The sequence below is a fragment of the Sorangium sp. So ce394 genome, assembly GCF_051474665.1.
Classification (GTDB): domain Bacteria; phylum Myxococcota_A; class Polyangia; order Polyangiales; family Polyangiaceae; genus Sorangium; species Sorangium cellulosum_D.
The window spans coordinates 1397276-1414399 of the sequence record NZ_CP150339.1 but is presented as its reverse complement, the minus strand read 5'-3'; the positions used below and the strand labels follow the sequence as shown (position 1 = coordinate 1414399).

Annotated in this window: 12 protein-coding genes; 7 read left to right on the top strand and 5 right to left on the bottom strand. The window is 69.6% G+C overall.

The genetic code is table 11. The features are described 5' to 3' along the window. Positions 1–11: 11 nt before the first annotated feature. A complete protein-coding gene (locus WMF33_RS05220; protein WP_437336098.1) occupies positions 12–572 on the top strand; it encodes a flavin reductase family protein in 561 nt (186 codons plus the stop codon). A gap of 51 nt (positions 573–623) precedes the next feature. Here WMF33_RS05220 and WMF33_RS05215 read toward each other — a convergent pair whose 3' ends face one another. Together WMF33_RS05215 and WMF33_RS05210 are read right to left on the bottom strand one after the other, a co-directional pair. Then, positions 624–1004, bottom strand: a complete 381-nt coding sequence (locus tag WMF33_RS05215; RefSeq protein WP_437318172.1) for a hypothetical protein — start codon at positions 1002–1004, stop codon at positions 624–626. 135 nt (positions 1005–1139) lie between these two features. After that, positions 1140–2030 carry a LysR family transcriptional regulator gene (locus WMF33_RS05210; protein WP_437336097.1) on the bottom strand — a complete coding sequence of 297 codons (891 nt, stop codon included), beginning with the start codon at positions 2028–2030 and terminating at the stop codon, positions 1140–1142. A 127-nt stretch (positions 2031–2157) separates the two neighbouring features. On the opposite strand from WMF33_RS05210, the gene WMF33_RS05205 reads away from it, so the two are divergent. After that, entirely contained in the window at positions 2158–3216 is a 1059-nt protein-coding gene (locus tag WMF33_RS05205; RefSeq protein WP_437336096.1) for an SDR family oxidoreductase, read from the top strand. Positions 3217–3685: 469 nt separating this feature from the next. Beyond that, positions 3686–4705: a trypsin-like serine protease gene (locus tag WMF33_RS05200; RefSeq protein ID WP_437336095.1), complete on the top strand. Its 1020-nt coding sequence runs from the start codon at positions 3686–3688 to the stop codon at positions 4703–4705. A gap of 141 nt (positions 4706–4846) precedes the next feature. On the opposite strand, the gene WMF33_RS05195 is transcribed toward WMF33_RS05200, so the two are convergent. The 3 genes from WMF33_RS05195 to WMF33_RS05185 all read right to left on the bottom strand — a co-directional run bounded on the left by WMF33_RS05195 (position 4847) and on the right by WMF33_RS05185 (position 7987). After that, positions 4847–6148 (bottom strand): aminotransferase class V-fold PLP-dependent enzyme, encoded by a 1302-nt coding sequence (locus tag WMF33_RS05195; RefSeq protein ID WP_437336094.1) that lies wholly within the window; start codon positions 6146–6148, stop codon positions 4847–4849. A 319-nt stretch (positions 6149–6467) separates the two neighbouring features. Then, a complete protein-coding gene (locus tag WMF33_RS05190) occupies positions 6468–6875 on the bottom strand; it encodes a bifunctional diaminohydroxyphosphoribosylaminopyrimidine deaminase/5-amino-6-(5-phosphoribosylamino)uracil reductase RibD (protein ID WP_437339445.1) in 408 nt (135 codons plus the stop codon). A 74-nt stretch (positions 6876–6949) separates the two neighbouring features. Further along, a complete protein-coding gene (locus WMF33_RS05185) occupies positions 6950–7987 on the bottom strand; it encodes an aldo/keto reductase (protein WP_437336093.1) in 1038 nt (345 codons plus the stop codon). Between the two features lie 701 nt (positions 7988–8688). On the opposite strand from WMF33_RS05185, the gene WMF33_RS05180 reads away from it, so the two are divergent. The 4 genes from WMF33_RS05180 to WMF33_RS05165 are packed head-to-tail and all read left to right on the top strand — an operon-like array spanning position 8689 to position 17099. Next, the gene (locus WMF33_RS05180) at positions 8689–10689 is read left to right on the top strand and encodes a hypothetical protein (protein WP_437336092.1); all 2001 of its coding nucleotides are present in this window, start codon (positions 8689–8691) and stop codon (positions 10687–10689) included. Between the two features lie 26 nt (positions 10690–10715). Further along, positions 10716–11906, top strand: a complete 1191-nt coding sequence (locus WMF33_RS05175) for a hypothetical protein (RefSeq protein WP_437336091.1) — start codon at positions 10716–10718, stop codon at positions 11904–11906. Then, on the top strand, positions 11903–13288 hold the full coding sequence (locus WMF33_RS05170) for a hypothetical protein (RefSeq protein ID WP_437336090.1): 1386 nt from the start codon (positions 11903–11905) through the stop codon (positions 13286–13288). Before WMF33_RS05175 ends, WMF33_RS05170 begins: the two co-directional genes overlap by 4 nt. Positions 13289–13316: 28 nt before the next feature. Next, the gene (locus WMF33_RS05165) at positions 13317–17099 is read left to right on the top strand and encodes a hypothetical protein (protein WP_437336089.1); all 3783 of its coding nucleotides are present in this window, start codon (positions 13317–13319) and stop codon (positions 17097–17099) included. Positions 17100–17124 lie beyond the last annotated feature (25 nt).

Genomic DNA, 17124 nt, shown 5'->3' with positions numbered 1-17124 from the left:
GCGACGCGCCCATGAAGACAGCTCCCAAGAAAGACTTCCCGGTCGCCGCGATCCGCCGGTTCCTCGAGCCCGGCCCGATCGTGCTCGTCAGCTCGGCGTGGCGGCGCGAGACCAACATCATGACCATGGGCTGGCACACGGTCATGGAGTTCGCGCCGTCGCTGGTCGGGTGCGTCATCAGCAGCGCGAACCACAGCTTCGAGCTGATCCGCCGGAGCAAGGAGTGCGCGATCAACGTCCCCACCGCGGAGCTCGCCGAGACGGTGGTCGGCATCGGCAACTGCTCGGGCCGCGACACGGACAAGTTCTCCGCCTTCGGGCTCACGCCCGTCCCCGGCGCGGCGGTCGGGGCGCCGCTCATCGCGGAGTGCTACGCGAGCCTCGAGTGCCGGCTCGCGGACGCGCGGCTCGTGAAGACCTACAACTTCTTCATCTTCGAGGTGGTCAAGGCGCACGCCGCGACCACGCCGCGCTACCCGCGCACGATCCATTACCGCGGCGACGGCATCTTCATGCTCTCGGGGGAGAACACGCGCCGTTATCGGCGGCTCTTTCGTCCCGACATGCTGTGACGCGCCGCCCGCGAGCAGCGCCGGGACAGCGCGCCCCGCCCGGGCCGCGGCTCAGCGCGCCGCCGGCGCGTTGACGAGCCGGGCCGCGCACCGGCCCTCGTGGCAAAGACAGCCGCCGCCGCAATCCATCGTCCCCGGCCGGCACTCCTGCGTGCACATCATCCCGCCCTCGCACGCGGGCGCCGTGGCCTTCGCGACGCAGGCGGCCGGGTGGCACCCGCAGACGGGCACGCAGTCCGCGTCGCTCTGGCACGGGTCGCTGCCCACCGCGATCGAGTCGTCCGTCGGGGTGGCCGTGGGCGTCGTCGTGGCCGGATCCGGCGCCGGCGGCGCGTTCGAGCCGGGAGGCTCGTTCCGCGAGGCGCTGCACGCAGCACAGCAGAGCACGGCGGCCAGGAGGAGCCCCATCGAGCGATCGAGGATGTGTCTCATGCGCGTGCTCTCTCACGGATCACCACGAGGTTCCATCACGACCTGCGAGCTCATCCGGGCGTGGCGCCCGATCCCGCGCCGCCGCGCGCGCCGGAGGCCGCCCTCCAGAGCCCCCGGGGGCGCCGCGCCGCCATCTCATCGCCCGCGGAAGCTCTCCACCAGATGGTCCACGAGGGCGCGGACGCGGCGCGGGAGATGGCGGCCCGCCGGGTAGACGACCGACAGATCCGCCGCGCGGACGAACCGGTTCAGCACGGACTCGAGCCGGCCCGCCTCGAGGTCGCCCTCGACGTCCCAGAACGACTTCTGCGCGACCCCGAGGCCCGCGAGCGCCCACGCGCGCACCAGCTCGCCGTCGCTCGAGCTGCGCCGCCCGCGCACGCGCACCGCCTGCGTCCCCTCGCCCTCCGCCGCGAACGTCCACGTCGCCTCGTTCCGGCCCTCCGCGTTCCAGAGCAGGCACTCGTGGTCGGCGAGCTCGCCCGGCGCGCTCGGCCGCGGGTGCCGGGCCCAGTAGCCGGGCGCCGCGCACACGACCCGGTGCCCGGTGGCGAGCCTGCGCGCGGTCAGGCTGCTCCCCTGCAGCGGTCCCACGCGCAAGGCCACGTCGAAGCCCCCGCGCACGAGGTCGACGACCTCGTCCGAGAGGTGGAGATACACGCTGATGCGCGGGTGCGCCTCCAGGAACGCCTCGAGGACGGCGCGCAGGCGGCCGCGCCCGAGATCCGAGGGCGCGGTGATGCGCAGGCTGCCCCGCAGCGAGCTCTGCCCGCGCCGGATGCACGCCTCGCTCCGCTCGATCTCGTCGAGGATGCGGCGGCAGTCGACCAGGTAGCGCTCGCCCTCCTCGGTGAGGCGGAGCCGCCGCGTGCTCCGGACCACGAGCTGCACGCCCAGCCGCTCCTCCAGGGCCGCGAGCCGCGCGCTGACGGTCGACGGCACGGTCGCGAGCGAGCGCGCGGCCGCGCTGAGGCTGCCGCGATCGACGATCTCCAGAAACGTCTGCATCTCGAGGAGCGCGCTCATCTTTCGATTTTATCGAAAGGTGTTGCGCGGCTCGAGCCCGTACTCGCCCTGGCCGCCGCGCTCCACCTTTCCCCTGCGCTCGCGAGCACGGACCGGGCGCGGACAGACCTCGAAGCAGGAGCAAACCATGAGCATCCAGAACAAGGTCGCCCTGGTCGTCGGCGCGCAGGGGATCATCGGCCGCAACCTCATCGATCACCTCGAGGCGCTCGGCGAATGGGACGTGATCGGCCTGTCGCGGCGCGGCGGCGCGTCCTCAGGCCGCGTCCGCCACGTGGTGGTCGATCTGCTCGACCGGGAGGACTGCCGGAAGAAGCTCGGCGGCCTCGCCGAGGTCACGCACATCTTCTACGCCGCCTATCAGGACCGGCCCACGTGGGCCGAGCTCGTGCCGCCGAACCTCGCCATGCTCGTCAACGTGGTCGACGCTGTCGAGCCGGTCGCGTCGGGCCTGCAGCACATCAGCTTGATGCAGGGCTACAAGGTCTACGGCGCGCACCTCGGCCCGTTCAAGACGCCGGCCCGCGAGACCGACGCGCACCACATGCCGCCCGAGTTCAACGTCGACCAGCAGGCGTTCCTCGAGGCCCGGCAGAAGGGCAAGGCCTGGTCCTGGTCGGCCCTCCGGCCGTCGGTGGTGTGCGGCTTCGCGCTGGGCGTCCCGATGAACCTCGCCATGGTCATCGCGGTCTACGCGGCGATGTCGAAGGAGCTCGGCCTGCCCCTGCGGTTCCCCGGCAAGCCGGCCGCCTACGACAGGCTGATCGAGATGACCGACGCGCGCCTGCTCGGCAGGGCCACGGTCTGGGCGGCGACCAGCGCGCCGTGCCGCAACCAGGCGTTCAACATCAACAACGGCGACATGTTCCGCTGGAGCGAGATGTGGCCGAAGATCGCCCGCATGTTCGACATGGAGGCGGCGCCCCCGCTGCCGATGCCGCTCGCGGACGTCATGGCCGACAAGGAGCCGCTCTGGAACGCCATGATCGAGAAACACGGCCTGGCGCGGCACCCGTACCGGGACGTGTCGTCGTGGCGCTTCGGAGATGCGGTGTTCTCGTGGGACTATGACATGATCGCGGACGGCTCGAAGGCGCGCCGGTTCGGCTTCCACGAGCACGTCGAGACGGAGGCGATGTTCCGGGGGATCTTCGAGGATCTCCGGCGGCGGAGGATCATCCCGTGATCGGCCAGCGTCCCCTCACGCTCTCGAGACCGGTCCACCTGCCGTGCCGCGTCCCGCTGGGGCTCCACGGCGAAGGGCTCCCCGACACGGCGGCGTAGCTCCTCGCCGGCGGCGTTCGCCCTTGCCTGGAGGCCCTGCCGAGCTGCCCGCCTCTGAAGGTCGCCGCCGCGGTGCCAGCTGTGAGTGCCAGCGGTGCCACCGGTGCCAGAGGGCTCCGAACGTCGCGTGGCCTCGGCAGATCGGCCGGGTTTCCGGCGCAGATCCCGCGCGCTCACGCCTCCATCCCCGGGTGGCCGCGCGCGGCACGGCGAGTGCAGACACGAAACGCCAGACACGAAACGCCAGACACGAAACGCCAGACACGAAACGCCAGACGCCAGACGCAAGGCAGGCGATTGCGACTCGCCCTCGGGAACGCTGGGCGGACGGATCGACGCGTTTCAACCTGCGAAGCTAAGGAGTGGATCCAGTGACCAGCCTCTTGAACTTGAACCGGCTTCACCGCATGTACGCAACCCTCGGCCTCCTCGCGTCCGCGGCCTTCGCGCCGGCCTGTGTGGCCGAGGGCGTGACCGGCGACGAGGCAGCGCTCGCGGCCGGCGACGAGGCCGAGCTCGTCGACAGCGAATCGAGCGCCATCATCAACGGGAGCGCCGCCACGGCGTGGATGCGGCAGCGGGTCGTGTCGCTCGGCAACTGCACCGGCGTCATCGTCAGCAAGAATCACGTCCTCACGGCCGCGCACTGCCTGCCCGTCGTGGGGACCACGAAGGTGCAGTTCTATAGCACCATGAACACGCCCGACGCGCCCGAAACCGACATCATCGACGTCGCCTTCAAGCCCGGCGTGGATCCGTGGAATGACGAGCTCGACGACAGCGGGGGCAACTTCGCCGACATCGCGGTCCTCACGCTCGCGAACCCGATCCCGTCGACCTCCGTGGTGGCCAGCCTCGACCTCCATTACCCCGGAGACGACGCGACCGGCACCCAGGTCGGCCGCGGGCGGCACGACGGCGCGACCAACTCGACGAGCCTGCTCAAGTACGCGACGAACGGCCTCTACTCGGACAACGTGGACGACGGATACTTCTACACCAACGACGATCGCATCAACAAGGGGGACTCGGGCGGGCCGATCTTCACCAACGGGCAGCGCGTGTCCGGGGTGCTCTGGGGCTACTGGTGGGTCGCCTTCGCCATGCGCAACAAGTACACGAGCACCGAGTACCACCTCAACTGGATCCTCGACAACATCGGTTACACCGGGAGCGGCGCGTACTCGCAGACGCTGACCAACAAGCTCATCGACGGATGGCCCTACGGTTTCGTATCCGGCGACCTGAGGAAGTGCAAGTACGCCTGTCAGCACGACTCGCAGTGCATCGCCTACAGCCACGAAGGAGGCGGGGAGAACAACTGCTACCTCTACGACGACATGGGCGACGGACCGGTGACCTACAGCGGCTTCACGACCGGCATCAAATGAGGCGCGCGGCGCGGGCGCATCAGGAGCTCACCGCGCCGCCCGAGCCCACCCCGAGGATGCCGCGCCCCTCGCGCACGACGCGACGCCTCACGGCGTTGCGTCGTGGCGGACGCGGTCATCCCGCGATGCTCCCTCGCTCCCTCACGCGAGCGCCCGGATCGCCCGCAGCACCGCCTCCACCTCCGCCTCGTCGTTGAGCAGGCTCGGCGCGACGCGCGCGTACGAGCTCCGGTACGGCGACGTCGACGCGATGATCTTCCTCTCGCGGAGCCTCTTCACCGCGGCCTCCGGCGTCATCCCCGCCACCTCGAAGCAGATGATCCCCGCGGAGAGCGCGTCGTCGAGCGGCGTGTGCAGCGTGACGTGGCGCATGCCCTCGAGCCCCTCCTTGCACTGTCGGTTCAGCGCGTGGATGCGCTCCGCGACCTTCGCCTTGCCGATGCGCTCGTGGAACGCGAACGCCGCGGGCAGCGCCCAGCGGTGCTCGAAGGAGTGGAATCCCCCCGGCGTCATCATGTTGGCGTTCGTGGGCGGCGGCGGCTGCCCCCGTAGCCAGGCTTCGTAGGCCTCCTTGCCGAACTGCGGGATGCTCGGGCGGAGCAGCGGCCAGAGCTCGGCCTTGCCCCAGAGCACGCCCGTGCCCCGCGGCCCGAAGATCCACTTGTGACAGCCGGCCGAGAAGAAATCGCAGCCGAGGTCGGCCATCGTGGCGTCCTCGACCCCGAAGCCGTGCACGCCGTCCACGCCGCAGACGACGCGATCCTCCGGCGCCCGCCCCTGGTTCGCCCTGGCGACGACCTCCGCGATCGCGCGCACCGGCGTCTTCACCCCCGTGCTCGAGTGGACCCACGTGATCGCCACGACCCGCGTGGCCGGCGTGATCGCTCGCTCGATCGCGCCCGCCATCTCCGCCTCCGTCGCGTCGCTGCCCCGCTCGTAGAGCGCGATCTTCCGCACCACCGCGCCCGACCGCTCCGCGGCGAGCCGGAGCGACTCGTGCATCGCATAGTGATCGTGCTCCGTCGTGAGCACCTCGTCCCCGGCCTTGAGCGGCAGGCCGAGGTACAGCAAGGCGAGCCCCATCGTGGTGCTGTCCGTCAGCGCGATCTCGTCGGCCTGGGCGCCCATGTACGCCGCGGCGGCCTCCCGCACCGGCGTCGTGTCCTCGTGCTCGTGGACCGCGTCCACCGGGTTCTCGTCGAGCTCCCGCCGCAGCGCCTCGATCGCCTCGCGCACGGGCCGCGGGTGCGAGTCGAGATAGAAGCTCGTCATGTGGATCCACGCCGGCGACACCTCGAACTCGTCCCGGACGCGCTGCCACGCGTCGGCCGGCGCCTTCGCCCCATCGCCCGCGGCCGCCACCGCCTCCGGGGCCGCGCAGCCCGCGGCGCCGATCACCAGCATGCCTTCGAGCAGGCTGCGCCTCGATAGCTTCGTCGTCATCTACAGCTTCCTCCCTCCGTGCCGGGCGCGGTCCCTCTGGAGCCGCGAGCTCGCGCGCCAACGGGCGCTTCGATGCCGCGCCAGGGAGGTCCCCCCTCGCCGCGCCGGCAGGGGAGTATGCACCGGGGCTCCAGACAAGCAGTCACTATCTGACACCAAACAACGTTTCACCGCGCGGCGCTCACCGCGCGGGGCGCGGGTGAAGCGCGCCAATCCGCGCTCTCGGCCTCATCCCGTCACGCCGCTCGAGCGCGACATTCCCGGGTTGCCATGGATGGCCGGTGTCTCCCGCGCGGGGTCGCGCGCCGGTGCCGGGATCTCAGCGGATGAGGTAGCCGTCGATGAACGACGCGACGTCGTCGGCGAGCGTGCCGACCTCGACGGGGACGCCGGCGGCGCGCAGCAGCGCGATCCCGCGGCCGAGGTTCCGCGGGTGGCTGTCGATCACGGCCACGAACACCGCGCCGACGCGCCGGGCGATCAGGGCCTTGGCGCACGACGGGGTGCGGCCGAAGAACGAGCACGGCTCCAGCGTCACGAACGCCGCGCAGTCGGAGAGATCGCCCGGGAGCGTCGCGAGCGCCATGGCCTCGGCGTGGTGGCAGCCGGGCGCCTGCGTGAAGCCCTCCGCGACGACGCTCCCGCCGCGCACCACCACGCAGCCGACGGGCGGGTTCGGGCGGCAGCTCGGGAGCGCGCCGCGCGACAGCTCCAGCGCCCGCGCCATGAAGCGCCGCTTCTCGGCCTCGGTGTACGAGGGCCGAGCCCGCCGGGCGATCTGCGCCTCCACGGCCGGCGCGCTCACGGCGCCGGGCTCGGGTAGCGGGCGTGGATCTGCTCGATCTCGGCGAGCACCTCCTTGCCGAGCTCCACCCCCGCGCTCTTCACGTTCTCCTCGAGCTGCGCGAGCGTGGTCGCCCCGATGATGGTGCTCGCCACGAACCAGCGGCTGCGCACGAAGGCGAGCGCGAGCGTCGCCGGGGTGAGGCCGTGGGCGCGCGCGAGCTTCACGTAGGCCTGCACCGCCTCGTCCACGTTGACCTTCCGGTAGCGCTGGCCGAACGCCTCGAACCGGGCGAGGCGCGAGCCCGGCGGGGGGCCGCCGACGTACTTGCCCGTCAGGAGGCCGAAGGCGAGCGGGCTGTAGGCGAGCAGCGGCACGTCCTCGCGGCGCGAGGCCTCCGCCAGCGCCGCGTCGAACGTGCGGTTGATGAGGCTGTACGCGTTCTGGATCGACACCGGCCGCGGCAGCCCCAGGTGCTCCGCGATGCGGCTGAACTGCGTCACCCCCCACGCGGTCTCGTTGCTGAGCCCGAGATAGCGGACCTTGCCGTCGCGGATCACGTCCGCGAACGCCGCGAGCTGCTCGGGGATCGGCGTGCTCGAGCGCTCGTTCGCCGGGTCGTACGCGGTGGCGCCGAACTGCGGCACGTACCGATCCGGCCAGTGGATCTGGTAGAGATCGATGTAGTCCGTCTTGAGGCGCCGCAGGCTGTCCTCGACCGCGCGCCGGACGTTCGCGCGGTTGACGGCGAGGGAGCCGCCCCGGATCCACGGGAAAGGGCGGCCCGACGCGGCGATCTTCGTCGCGAGGACCACCTTGTCGCGCGGCCTCTGGCTCAGCCACTCGCCCACGTAGCTCTCGGTGCGGCCCTGCGTCTCGGCGCGGGTCGGCACCGGGTACATCTCGGCCGCGTCGACGAAGTTGATGCCCGCGTCGAACGCGTAGTCGAGCTGCGCTTTCGCGTCCTCGAGCGTGTTCTGCTCGCCGAACGTCATCGTCCCAAGGCAGAGCTCCGAGACCCGGAGCTCGCTGTCACCCAGCTGTCGGTAGTGCATCGCTGTTCCGTCCGTGGGCCTCCAGTACCACGGAGCGGCGGCCTCGTCCACCATAACGGACGAGGGCTCTCCTATAGCGGACACCCCGCGGCGGCGTGGCGGCGCCCGACGGGCGCGTGGAGCGCACCGGCGACCGAGGGCGGCCTCCGCTCAGGCCGCGGGTTTGCGCTGGCAGCAGAAGCGCATCGCAGGGGACCACGGTCGATCCCCCGCCTCCCCCGCTCCCCGGCGGCACCAGCGCCAAGCGGCCCACAGCGCTCTCCGATTCCGCCAAGCATGCTGCGCGAACAGCGTGGGTGAAGCGGCGCTCCAGGCGGGCCGCATCAGCGAACGGGGCAGTGAGGCCACTCAAAATAATCTGAAGGGTCGCTCCCCCTGGCGGCACTAAGAGCAGTGAGCTGGCCGGACGGTGCGGCGGGGAGCACGCCATCGGCGAGATCAGACGCAACTCTGCTCGAATTCTCTTCGGCGAATCCGTGTCCACGGCTCGTCGACGCCATCGACGCGAGGCAACGAGCTGGAGTCCGCGCTGCGCTCGCATCCCGCACGTTCACCCAGAACGCCTCTCAGCGCATTTACGCATCCCAATCATAACGTGATTGGGATCCGGGATCGATCCGCTGTGCGCGATCGAGCATGGGCTCGGATCGCGGCGGTCGGTCCGACGCTCCGGGGTAGGACGAATCAAGGCGGAGGACGAGGTGAAGATCAACCAACGACAGTGCGTCGCGGCCCTGGCGGCCGCCTCGCTGGGCTGGGTGTCTGGCTGCGTCGGCGAGGCGGAGTCCGACGTGAACGCGCCGATCACGGGCACGGCCGCGGCGGAGGTCATCGGGCCGAACGTGACCGAGGTCCTCGTCTACGACAATCCGGACCTCGCAGACGACCTGCCGCGCGAGGTGCCGGTCGTCGTGAGCTTCAAGGACAACAAGCCCAACGTGGTGTTCCAGATCGGCTGCGGCTCGAACTATGGGCCGATCCTGGAGGGCTTCGGGTACCCGCGTACGCTCGACCTCAACCAGGCCGCGTTCTACGACTCGTTCGACTCGATGCAGATGCAGCTCGAGCGCGACGCGGGCGGGCCGGTCCCCATCCATACGCTGCGCTGCGACGCCGATCCCAACGTCACGCGCCAGCAAATTTTCCAGGTCTATCGCCGCGTCGACGCCGATCTGGGGAAGGGCGAGTCCGAGTACTACCTCCGGCTCCGCGACGACCCCGGGACGATCTACACCGTAGGATGCAGCAACGTGCTCTCGGCGCTCTCGTGGACGAAGGCGGACGGCAGCAACCTCGAGCAGGTGAGCATCCCCATCAACCGCGCCGTCCTCGATGTCTGGAACGCGCAGGGGATCGCCACGCGGGACATCAACTGCCACACGAGCACCGGGAAGGCGCTCCCGCGGGCCCGCCGCGACCTCCCGCAGCAGACGGCCGAGACGAGCTACGCCGCCGAGGCGGAGCTCTACCTGGTTCGCTATTCCTTCACCGGGATCAGGACGCGCGTGACGCCCTACCTGATCGCCGGCGGGAAGGGCTACGCGATCGACTGCGGCTCGAACGCAGACATGATGAAGCGGGCATTCGGCTTCGACCCCGCGGCGACGCTCGAGGAGCTGTCGACGAGCGACCCGCGCTTCACCGCCTCGGATCCCGACCGGCAGCCGCACCTCGCGTGCGACAGGAGCGTGAAGATCTTCCAGACCGCCGATCAGTCGCCCTCGGCGCGCTATTTCCAGCTCGGCGGCGGCAAGACGCTGGTTCGCTTCACGTGCCCGACGGCCGCGAATTTCTTCGCCGAAGGGGCGCCGGCGGCGCAGTCGGTCCCGAGGGCGGCCGTGCCGTACCTCTTCGTCGACCCGAACGCGCCAGCCAGCAAGACGCGGATGCTGGAGGTCGGGTGCTGGGGCCCCGGTCGCGCCAGGATTGCGCAGCTGTTCTTCTGGGTGTTCGGGCGGGAGCCGAACGACCGCGAGCTCCAGGACACGATGGCGGCCTACGCGGAGTACAGCAAGACGGGCGACACGAGCGAGGCCGAGGCCAATACGATGATGTCGCGCGCCTACGCCGTCTACCTCGGGCTCGCCGACCCGCTCAACGACATCCTCGGTCGCGCCGTCGGAGACGGCAAGAGGAGCAACCCGCGCCGCACGAACCTGGACGGCGGGCGTGTCTTCGACGAGGAGCGGACGTACTTCACGAACGAGATCAACGCGAACATCGAGCAGGCGGCCCGGTATGGCCTCTACAGGTGGACGAACGAGCGCGTGACGAACGCGACGCCCGCTTCGCGCGACGAGCTCCTGGCGAGCTACGATTGGGCCTACGGGTGCTGGCAGACGCCCGTGGAGGTCGGCCCGTGCCCCGCGCCCGAGGGGATCGCGTGGTGGACCGGCGAGTTCTACACCCCCGCGAACAAGGACAAGGGCTACACGCAACGCTCGCTCGAAGCGGAGCACGCGAGCTACCTCAAGAGGTGCTCTGACAAGGCGAACGGCTGCTTCTACGAGATCGAGAACGTGACCGATCGCGCCTGCCACAGGGCCGGCAAACCGTGCGTGGGGAGCGCCGCCTGGAGGGACTACATCGGGGAGTTGCTCCGTGGCAGCCATATCCCCGGGAACTACCTATCCATCATCTGCGTCATAGAGCAATACGACAGTTCCTCGCCGAATATCGCGGCCTGCCGCAAGGGGCGCTGATCGGCCGCGCCGACGGGAGTGACACCATGAAGATCAGGGTTCTAAGCATCGTCGCCGGCGCGGCGTGCGTCGTAGGCCCGGCCGGCGCCGCGCGCGCCGACGTCGCTCCGCCTCCCGCGTGCAGGGCGGCGGCCTCGGAAGGGCCTGTGTTCACGCAGAACAAGCGCCTCTGTTACGAGACGCTCGCGGCGCGCGGGAGCTACCAGGAGATCGTCGATCTCATCGAGGTGGAGACCCTCGGGCTCGCGCCGCAGGAGCGGTACTTCCTCGGGATGGCCTACTTCGGGCTGTCGAACCGCACGGGCGCCGACAGCCTCCGGTGCCACGCCGCGGTCCGCGCCAGCGCGCTCCTCGAGGCGTTCCTGACCGAGCAGCAGGTGCTCTACCGCGAGCAGCACTCGTTCGGCACGTCCGACGACATGAAGTACACGTACCACGCGACGAAGATGGTGGCGGCCCTCGAGGCCGTGAAAGGGTGCGAGGAGTCGTCGCACACGCCGGCCAGCCTGGAGCGCTACGGCCGGCGGTACGCGGTGGGGCGCCTGCGGGGGCTCTTCTACGAGACGTCGGGGCCGGACGCGCTGCGCGACGGCTTCGACGAGAAGATGACGCAGCTCGGCGACCAGATGAAGGCGTTCGTGGCGACGGCGTCCAGCGTGGAGACGCGCTACGGCCTCAACCTGACCGAGATCGACGTGGGGCGGCAGTACCTCTTCGGGATCCGTGACCGCATCAACGGCCTCTTCGGCGTCGAGGCGGTCAAGGTCGCACCGCAGCCCGTCGGAGGTGACGAGTCGTTCCCCAGCTTCGTGTACGACGCGACGTGGAAAGCGCAGATCCTCGGGACGATCGGCGCCAAGACGACCCGCTTCACGGATCTCCTGCTGCCGGAGAAGCGCGGGGAGATCGCGATCATCGAGGCGGAGATCATCGCCGCGATCGGCGGCCTGTCGATGGAGGATTACGTGAGTCGCAAGGAGCGAACGGTGATCGAGCTCAGGGATCTCTCGACGTCGCTGATCCTGGGGACGAACTTCTGGACGGCCATGGAGGCGCCCGAGCGAGCCGGCAGGGCCGCGCTGGACGACGCCCTCGCGAAGCCGAACCGGAACGAGCTCACGCGGACGGCCGCGCACGTCGAGACGCTCTGGCAGGAAGGGATGGCGAAGTACTGCAATTCCTCGCGGCCGGCCTGGTACTGCAGGAGGACGCCGTGAAGAAGATCACGTGGCGTGTCGCGCTGGCCATCGTGCCCCTCTCGGCGCTCGCGTCGCTCGCCTCGCACGCGGCCTCGCTCCCGACCCCGAGCGGCCCCGCGATCGCGGCGCCGTCGTACGTCGATGTCGACGAGGCGTTCCGCCGGGCGACCGCAGGGCGGCCGCTCGATACGGCGCTCCTCTCCTTCGCCTCGAACGAGCTGCGCCCGCCGGCGTCGGGCGGCGGCAGCTCGGGCGGCGAGATCATCGAGGACGACGCCGTGCCCATCGAGGAGGTCACCGGAACCGTGACGACCGTGCGTCTCCTGCCCATCGCCGGCGTCGAGCCGGCCGCGGCGCGCGAGCTCCACCGCCGCGTCGCGCTCCTCGAGCTCCTCGTCGGGGCGCTCCGGAGCTACCGCGAGCCGGAAGGCGCCCCGGCGGGCCGGAGCGACGAGGTCCTCCAGATGGCGAACACCGCGCACCTCGAGCTCTTCGTGGCCCATAGCCTCGCGTACCTCGAAGGGCAGACGCGCGAGGAGAAGTGCCTGTCGTACCAGCGGGCGAACGAGCACGCGCGGTATGTCGGGTTCGGCGCCGACTTCGGCCTCCCCGTGCCGGTCCGCGCCGGCTGGGAGACCCTCCTCGAGGAGGCGCGGGCGTTCCACGCGGGGCCCTTCGCCGACCAGATCCCGGCGAACCTCTGCTCGATGCGCAAGGCGGTGCGCAAAGCCGAGGTGGAGTCGATGCTCCGCGCCGGCATCGACCAGCGGATACGCCTGCGCGTGGAGGCGGAGATCGACGCGACGTCGCGGAGCCTCGCCGAGAAAGAGCGGCAGTACGCGGCGGCCCTCCGGGACTCGGCCGTGGAGCTCCCGACGCGCGAGATCTTCCTGCTCAAGAAGACCGTCGAGGACACGGCGACGCTCTACGAGTTCGTGGAGCGGGACACGCTGGGCCTCGAGCGGGCGCCGGCGACGACGCCGCCGGGGCAGTCGCTCATGGCGCGCCTCCGCGCGAAGCGCAGCGAGATCGACCGCATCCGGAGCAACGCCAGCGCCGCCGGGGTCGACGCCGACGTGGCGGCGGCGCGCGCCACGCTCGAGCGGCACGCGGCGCTCCTCGGCGCCGTGGTGGAGGCCCTCCGCGAGATCGCGAATACGCCCGGGCTCGGCTGGTCGACCCAGGAGAAGCTGGGCGTGTGCGCGACGATCCCCGATGCGCTCACGCCGGAGAACTTCGCGGAGTACGCCGGACGCGTCGACGCCTGCCTGACCGAGGCGGCGCGGGCCTACGGCGCGCTCAAGGACGAGGCGGGCGCGAGCGACCCGGCCCGGACGGCCTTCGTCGAGAAGGTCGCGGGGCTCTCGAAGGCTTATATCGGGTACATCAATAGTCTTTAGCCGACGGCAAAGCTTGCTGGAGCGATCCATGAAACGACTGTTGTCTTCATTCGCCCTCGGTCTGTTGCTGCTGCCTTCGCCCGCGCGCGCCGAGGAGATCGAGTGCATCCCTTCGAACGAGACCGCGATCCGCGCGGAGGTCGGGCGGCTCGTCTCGGAGCTGAAGATCGCGCAGTACCGCGCGAACATGGCGCTCCTCGAGGACAGCTTCGGCGATCTCGAGGCGCTCGTCGGCGCGAGGGGGAGGTGCCCCGAGTCCATGACCACGCGCGTCTGCGACGCGGAGTGCTACTACCAGCGCGCGAACGTCTATCGCTTTCGCGCCACGGGGCTGCCGCTCCTCGACGCCAAGGGGGCCGCGGCGCCCGGCGATGCGCTGACGAGCCCCGCGGAGCTCCTCGCGCAGGCCACGGCGGGGCTCGAGATCGTGGAGCAGGGGATCGCGCGCCTCCCGCGGCAGACGAGCTCGGGGACGGGCGAGGAGCAGAAGAACATCGCCTTCAACAAGTATCTCAAGGCGATGGCGCAGCTCCAGGGGCTCAAGGCGAAGCTGCTCGTGGCGGCGGGCGACGTCTGGTACCGCGAGGCGTCCGTCGCGCGGCTCGACCACATGGGCTACCTGGTCGGCGAGGCGCTCGGCGACGCGCCCGCGGCGGACGGGGACAAAGGGAGCGAGTACTACAAGGCGGCCACGTATTACGATCAAGCGTTCTGGCTCGTCCTCGAGGCCAAGGGCTCCCTCCCCGACAGGGACCTCTTCACCGCCGAGCTCGCGACCCTCGCCACCATCGAGAAGGACGTGACGCTCCGCCTCGACTCGGTGCGCAAAGGCTACCTGTACATCAACATCGATCCGGAGGATTTCCCGCTCATCAGCATCGAGCGGCTCGGCCAGCAGCTGCGGATGCAGGAGGCCGCGATCGAGCAGCAGGACCTGAACATCCAGAACATGCTCGAGGCGTGGGCGCGGAAATACACCGATCTCCAGAACCAGAAGTTCGACATGGCCAACATGAAGCACTCTCGGGCCATCGAGCTCGAGGTGTACAAGATGGCGCAGCTCCAGGACATGGCCGAGCAGCTCAAGAACGACGTGCAGCAGAAGCTGAGCGCGCTCCAGAGCGACATCTCCACGTTCGAGCTCGAGCAGAGGATCCGCGTGCTCGAGCTGGCCTTGAAGCGCGAGACGAAGGAGCTCGAGAACCAGATCGTGCTCCTCCGGGGCCAGCGCGAGCAAGATCTCCTCGCGCTCGACCAGGACGCGGTGCGCGAGCAGATCGCCGAGATCCAGTTCAACATCGACATGACGCTCGCCGCCTTCAACTTCGAGATGCAGCGCGACGGCCTCGAGCTGCAGATCGACGAGCTCTTGAACCGCGTCGCGTCCGACGACAAGGAGCTCGAGCTCGTCGACAACCGCAAGGCGCAGATCGAGCGACAGATCGCGCTCGAGCAGAAGCGTATCGAGGGCTCCGAGATCATCACGAGCCGGCTGCGGACCTCGCAGGAGACGGTGTTCGAATCGATGCGCGTCCCCGTCGTGCACCAGATTTGCTCGGTCGACGCCGAGCTCGCGTTCTACACCGGGGCGGCGCAGGGGTTCACCGATCCGGTCTCCGGGGCCTCGTGCACGAGCCCGCCGTCCATCGAGGCGCCGAAGCCGGCGCTCCTCGATGAGATCTGCATGGCGCGGAAGGAGCTCTCCACCAAGAGCAAGGAGGAGATCGACAAGATCAGGGCGTGCATCGACGGCTCTGGCACGAGCTGCTCTACGAAGGACGAGAACCTGAAGCGGGTCGCGGAGGAGCTCTACAATCAGAACCTCAAGATCTTCGACCACCAGCGCGACATGTGGCAAACGACGATCAATCAGATCAACGATCGCATGCGGGCGCTCGACGCCGCGATGGCCGAACAGAACGGCCTCGACGCGCTGAAGGGGGCTGCGCTCGCGCTCTCGGCCACGGCCGCCGTCCTCGCGGCCATCCCGGACGGCGACACCGGCATCATGGGCATCTTCCCCGTCAAGACGTTCCGCTTCGTCGAGGCGGCGGCGGCGGCGGCGAAGGTCGCGGCCGACACGGCGGCGCAGGTCTACGAGTGGCAGTTCGGAGAGCTGCAGTTCGAGCAGATGATCGCGCAGGAGCGGCACGAGCTCAACGTCCGGGTCGAGGAGCTCAGGAGGGAGATCAACGCCCTCGACATCCACAAGCTGATCGAAGAGTGGACGAAGAAGCGGGCGCTCGCCGAGATCTCGGTCCAGCTCGCGGAGCTCGACAAGGAGGTCGTCGAGATCACCGGCGAGGAGAAGCTGCACGCGATCCAGTGCAGGCTGGATCGGGCGGAGCTCACGGCGACGGTCGCCAAGCTGCGGGCCGACCGCGCGGCGCTCGTGGCCGATCTCCAGACCAAGTCGGACGAGTCGGCGCTCGTCGACTTCGACATCGACGAGCAGGAGAACGTGCGCGAGCAGGCCCAGATCGAGATCCAGCGGCTCACCCTCGCGCTCGGGGAGCTCGACATCGAGGCGAGCAAGATCCAGCAGGACAAGCAGAACCTCCTCGCCATGAAGTCGTCGATCGAGGCGCAGATCAGCCGGATCGGCCACTACCAGGGGAGGGTGCACGATCTCGAGGGGCACTACGACGCGAAGCGCCAGGTGCTGAACGACATCCGGGAGAAGATCCGGCAGAACACCATCAACATCTCGGAGGGGCAGATGGCGTTCCTCGCGTCGGTCATCGAGGACGAGCGGGCGGCGACCTTCGTCCAGATCGAGGATCTCCGCCGGCAGATCCGGATGGTGGAAGAGGCGAAGGATCTCGAGCACGAGCTGCTCGCCATCGAGCGGGAGATGCGCGAGGCGGTGCTGGAGAGCCGCACGCGCATCATGGGGCTCGTCGAGATGGCGCCCGTGAACGACGCCGCCGAGGTCCTCTTCTGGGATTTCGAGGACATGCAGGCGGAGCTCACGCGGGGAGCGAGCGAGTTCCTCGAGGCCAAGCGCCGCGTCGTCGAGAACGTCAACTTCACCTACAACCTGTACCGGAACCGCTACAACGTGCTGAGCGACTTCGCCGGCGACGTCGGGCACCTGTCTCCGGACAGGACGTTCATCGGGACGGCGGCCGAGCTGGATTCGTTCCTCAGCGACTGCGGGACGGTCGGCACGAGCGAGGTCTGCCGACCTTCTTCGCTCGCCTGGAGCACAGAGACGATGGCGGGCAGCGTGGCCGAGTTCACGCTGGAGAAGACGAGCGGCCTCGTGTCCGAGCTCCTCGAGAACGGGCGCGCGCGCTTCGAGATCTCGCCGTTCGCCGGCTCGCAGGCGGATAGCCGGAACCTCGGCAACTTCGTCCTCTGGGACGAGATGACGATGAACGAGCGCGAGCCGATGCGCCTCGTGCACGTCATGGCCGGGGTCTCGAGCTCGTCGTGCCGCTCTCAGCAGATGCAGATGACCCACCTCGGCTTCGGGACCGTCTTCTCGCGCCTGTCGAAGGACAGCAGCGAGATCGTGCCGAGCCTCGTGGTGAAGCGGCCGGTCACGGCGCTCATCCCGGTGTACGGCGGCTCGGACATGGATCTCATGAACGACGAGTACCTCCGCTTCCGTCGCGGCCCGTACACCGCGGAGGGGCTCGAGCGGCGCCTGACCGACGGCCTGATCCAGAACGCGTATCCGTTCGTGGGCCATCCGCTCGTGGGGACGTACGAGATCATCGCCGACGAGAACCTGGTTCGCTGCCTGAACCAGGGTGCTCCGTCGTTGAAGCTCGGGTTCATCTTCGTGCGCAAGCCGGTGCGCTGACGTCCGCGCGCGGGCCGGCGAGCTG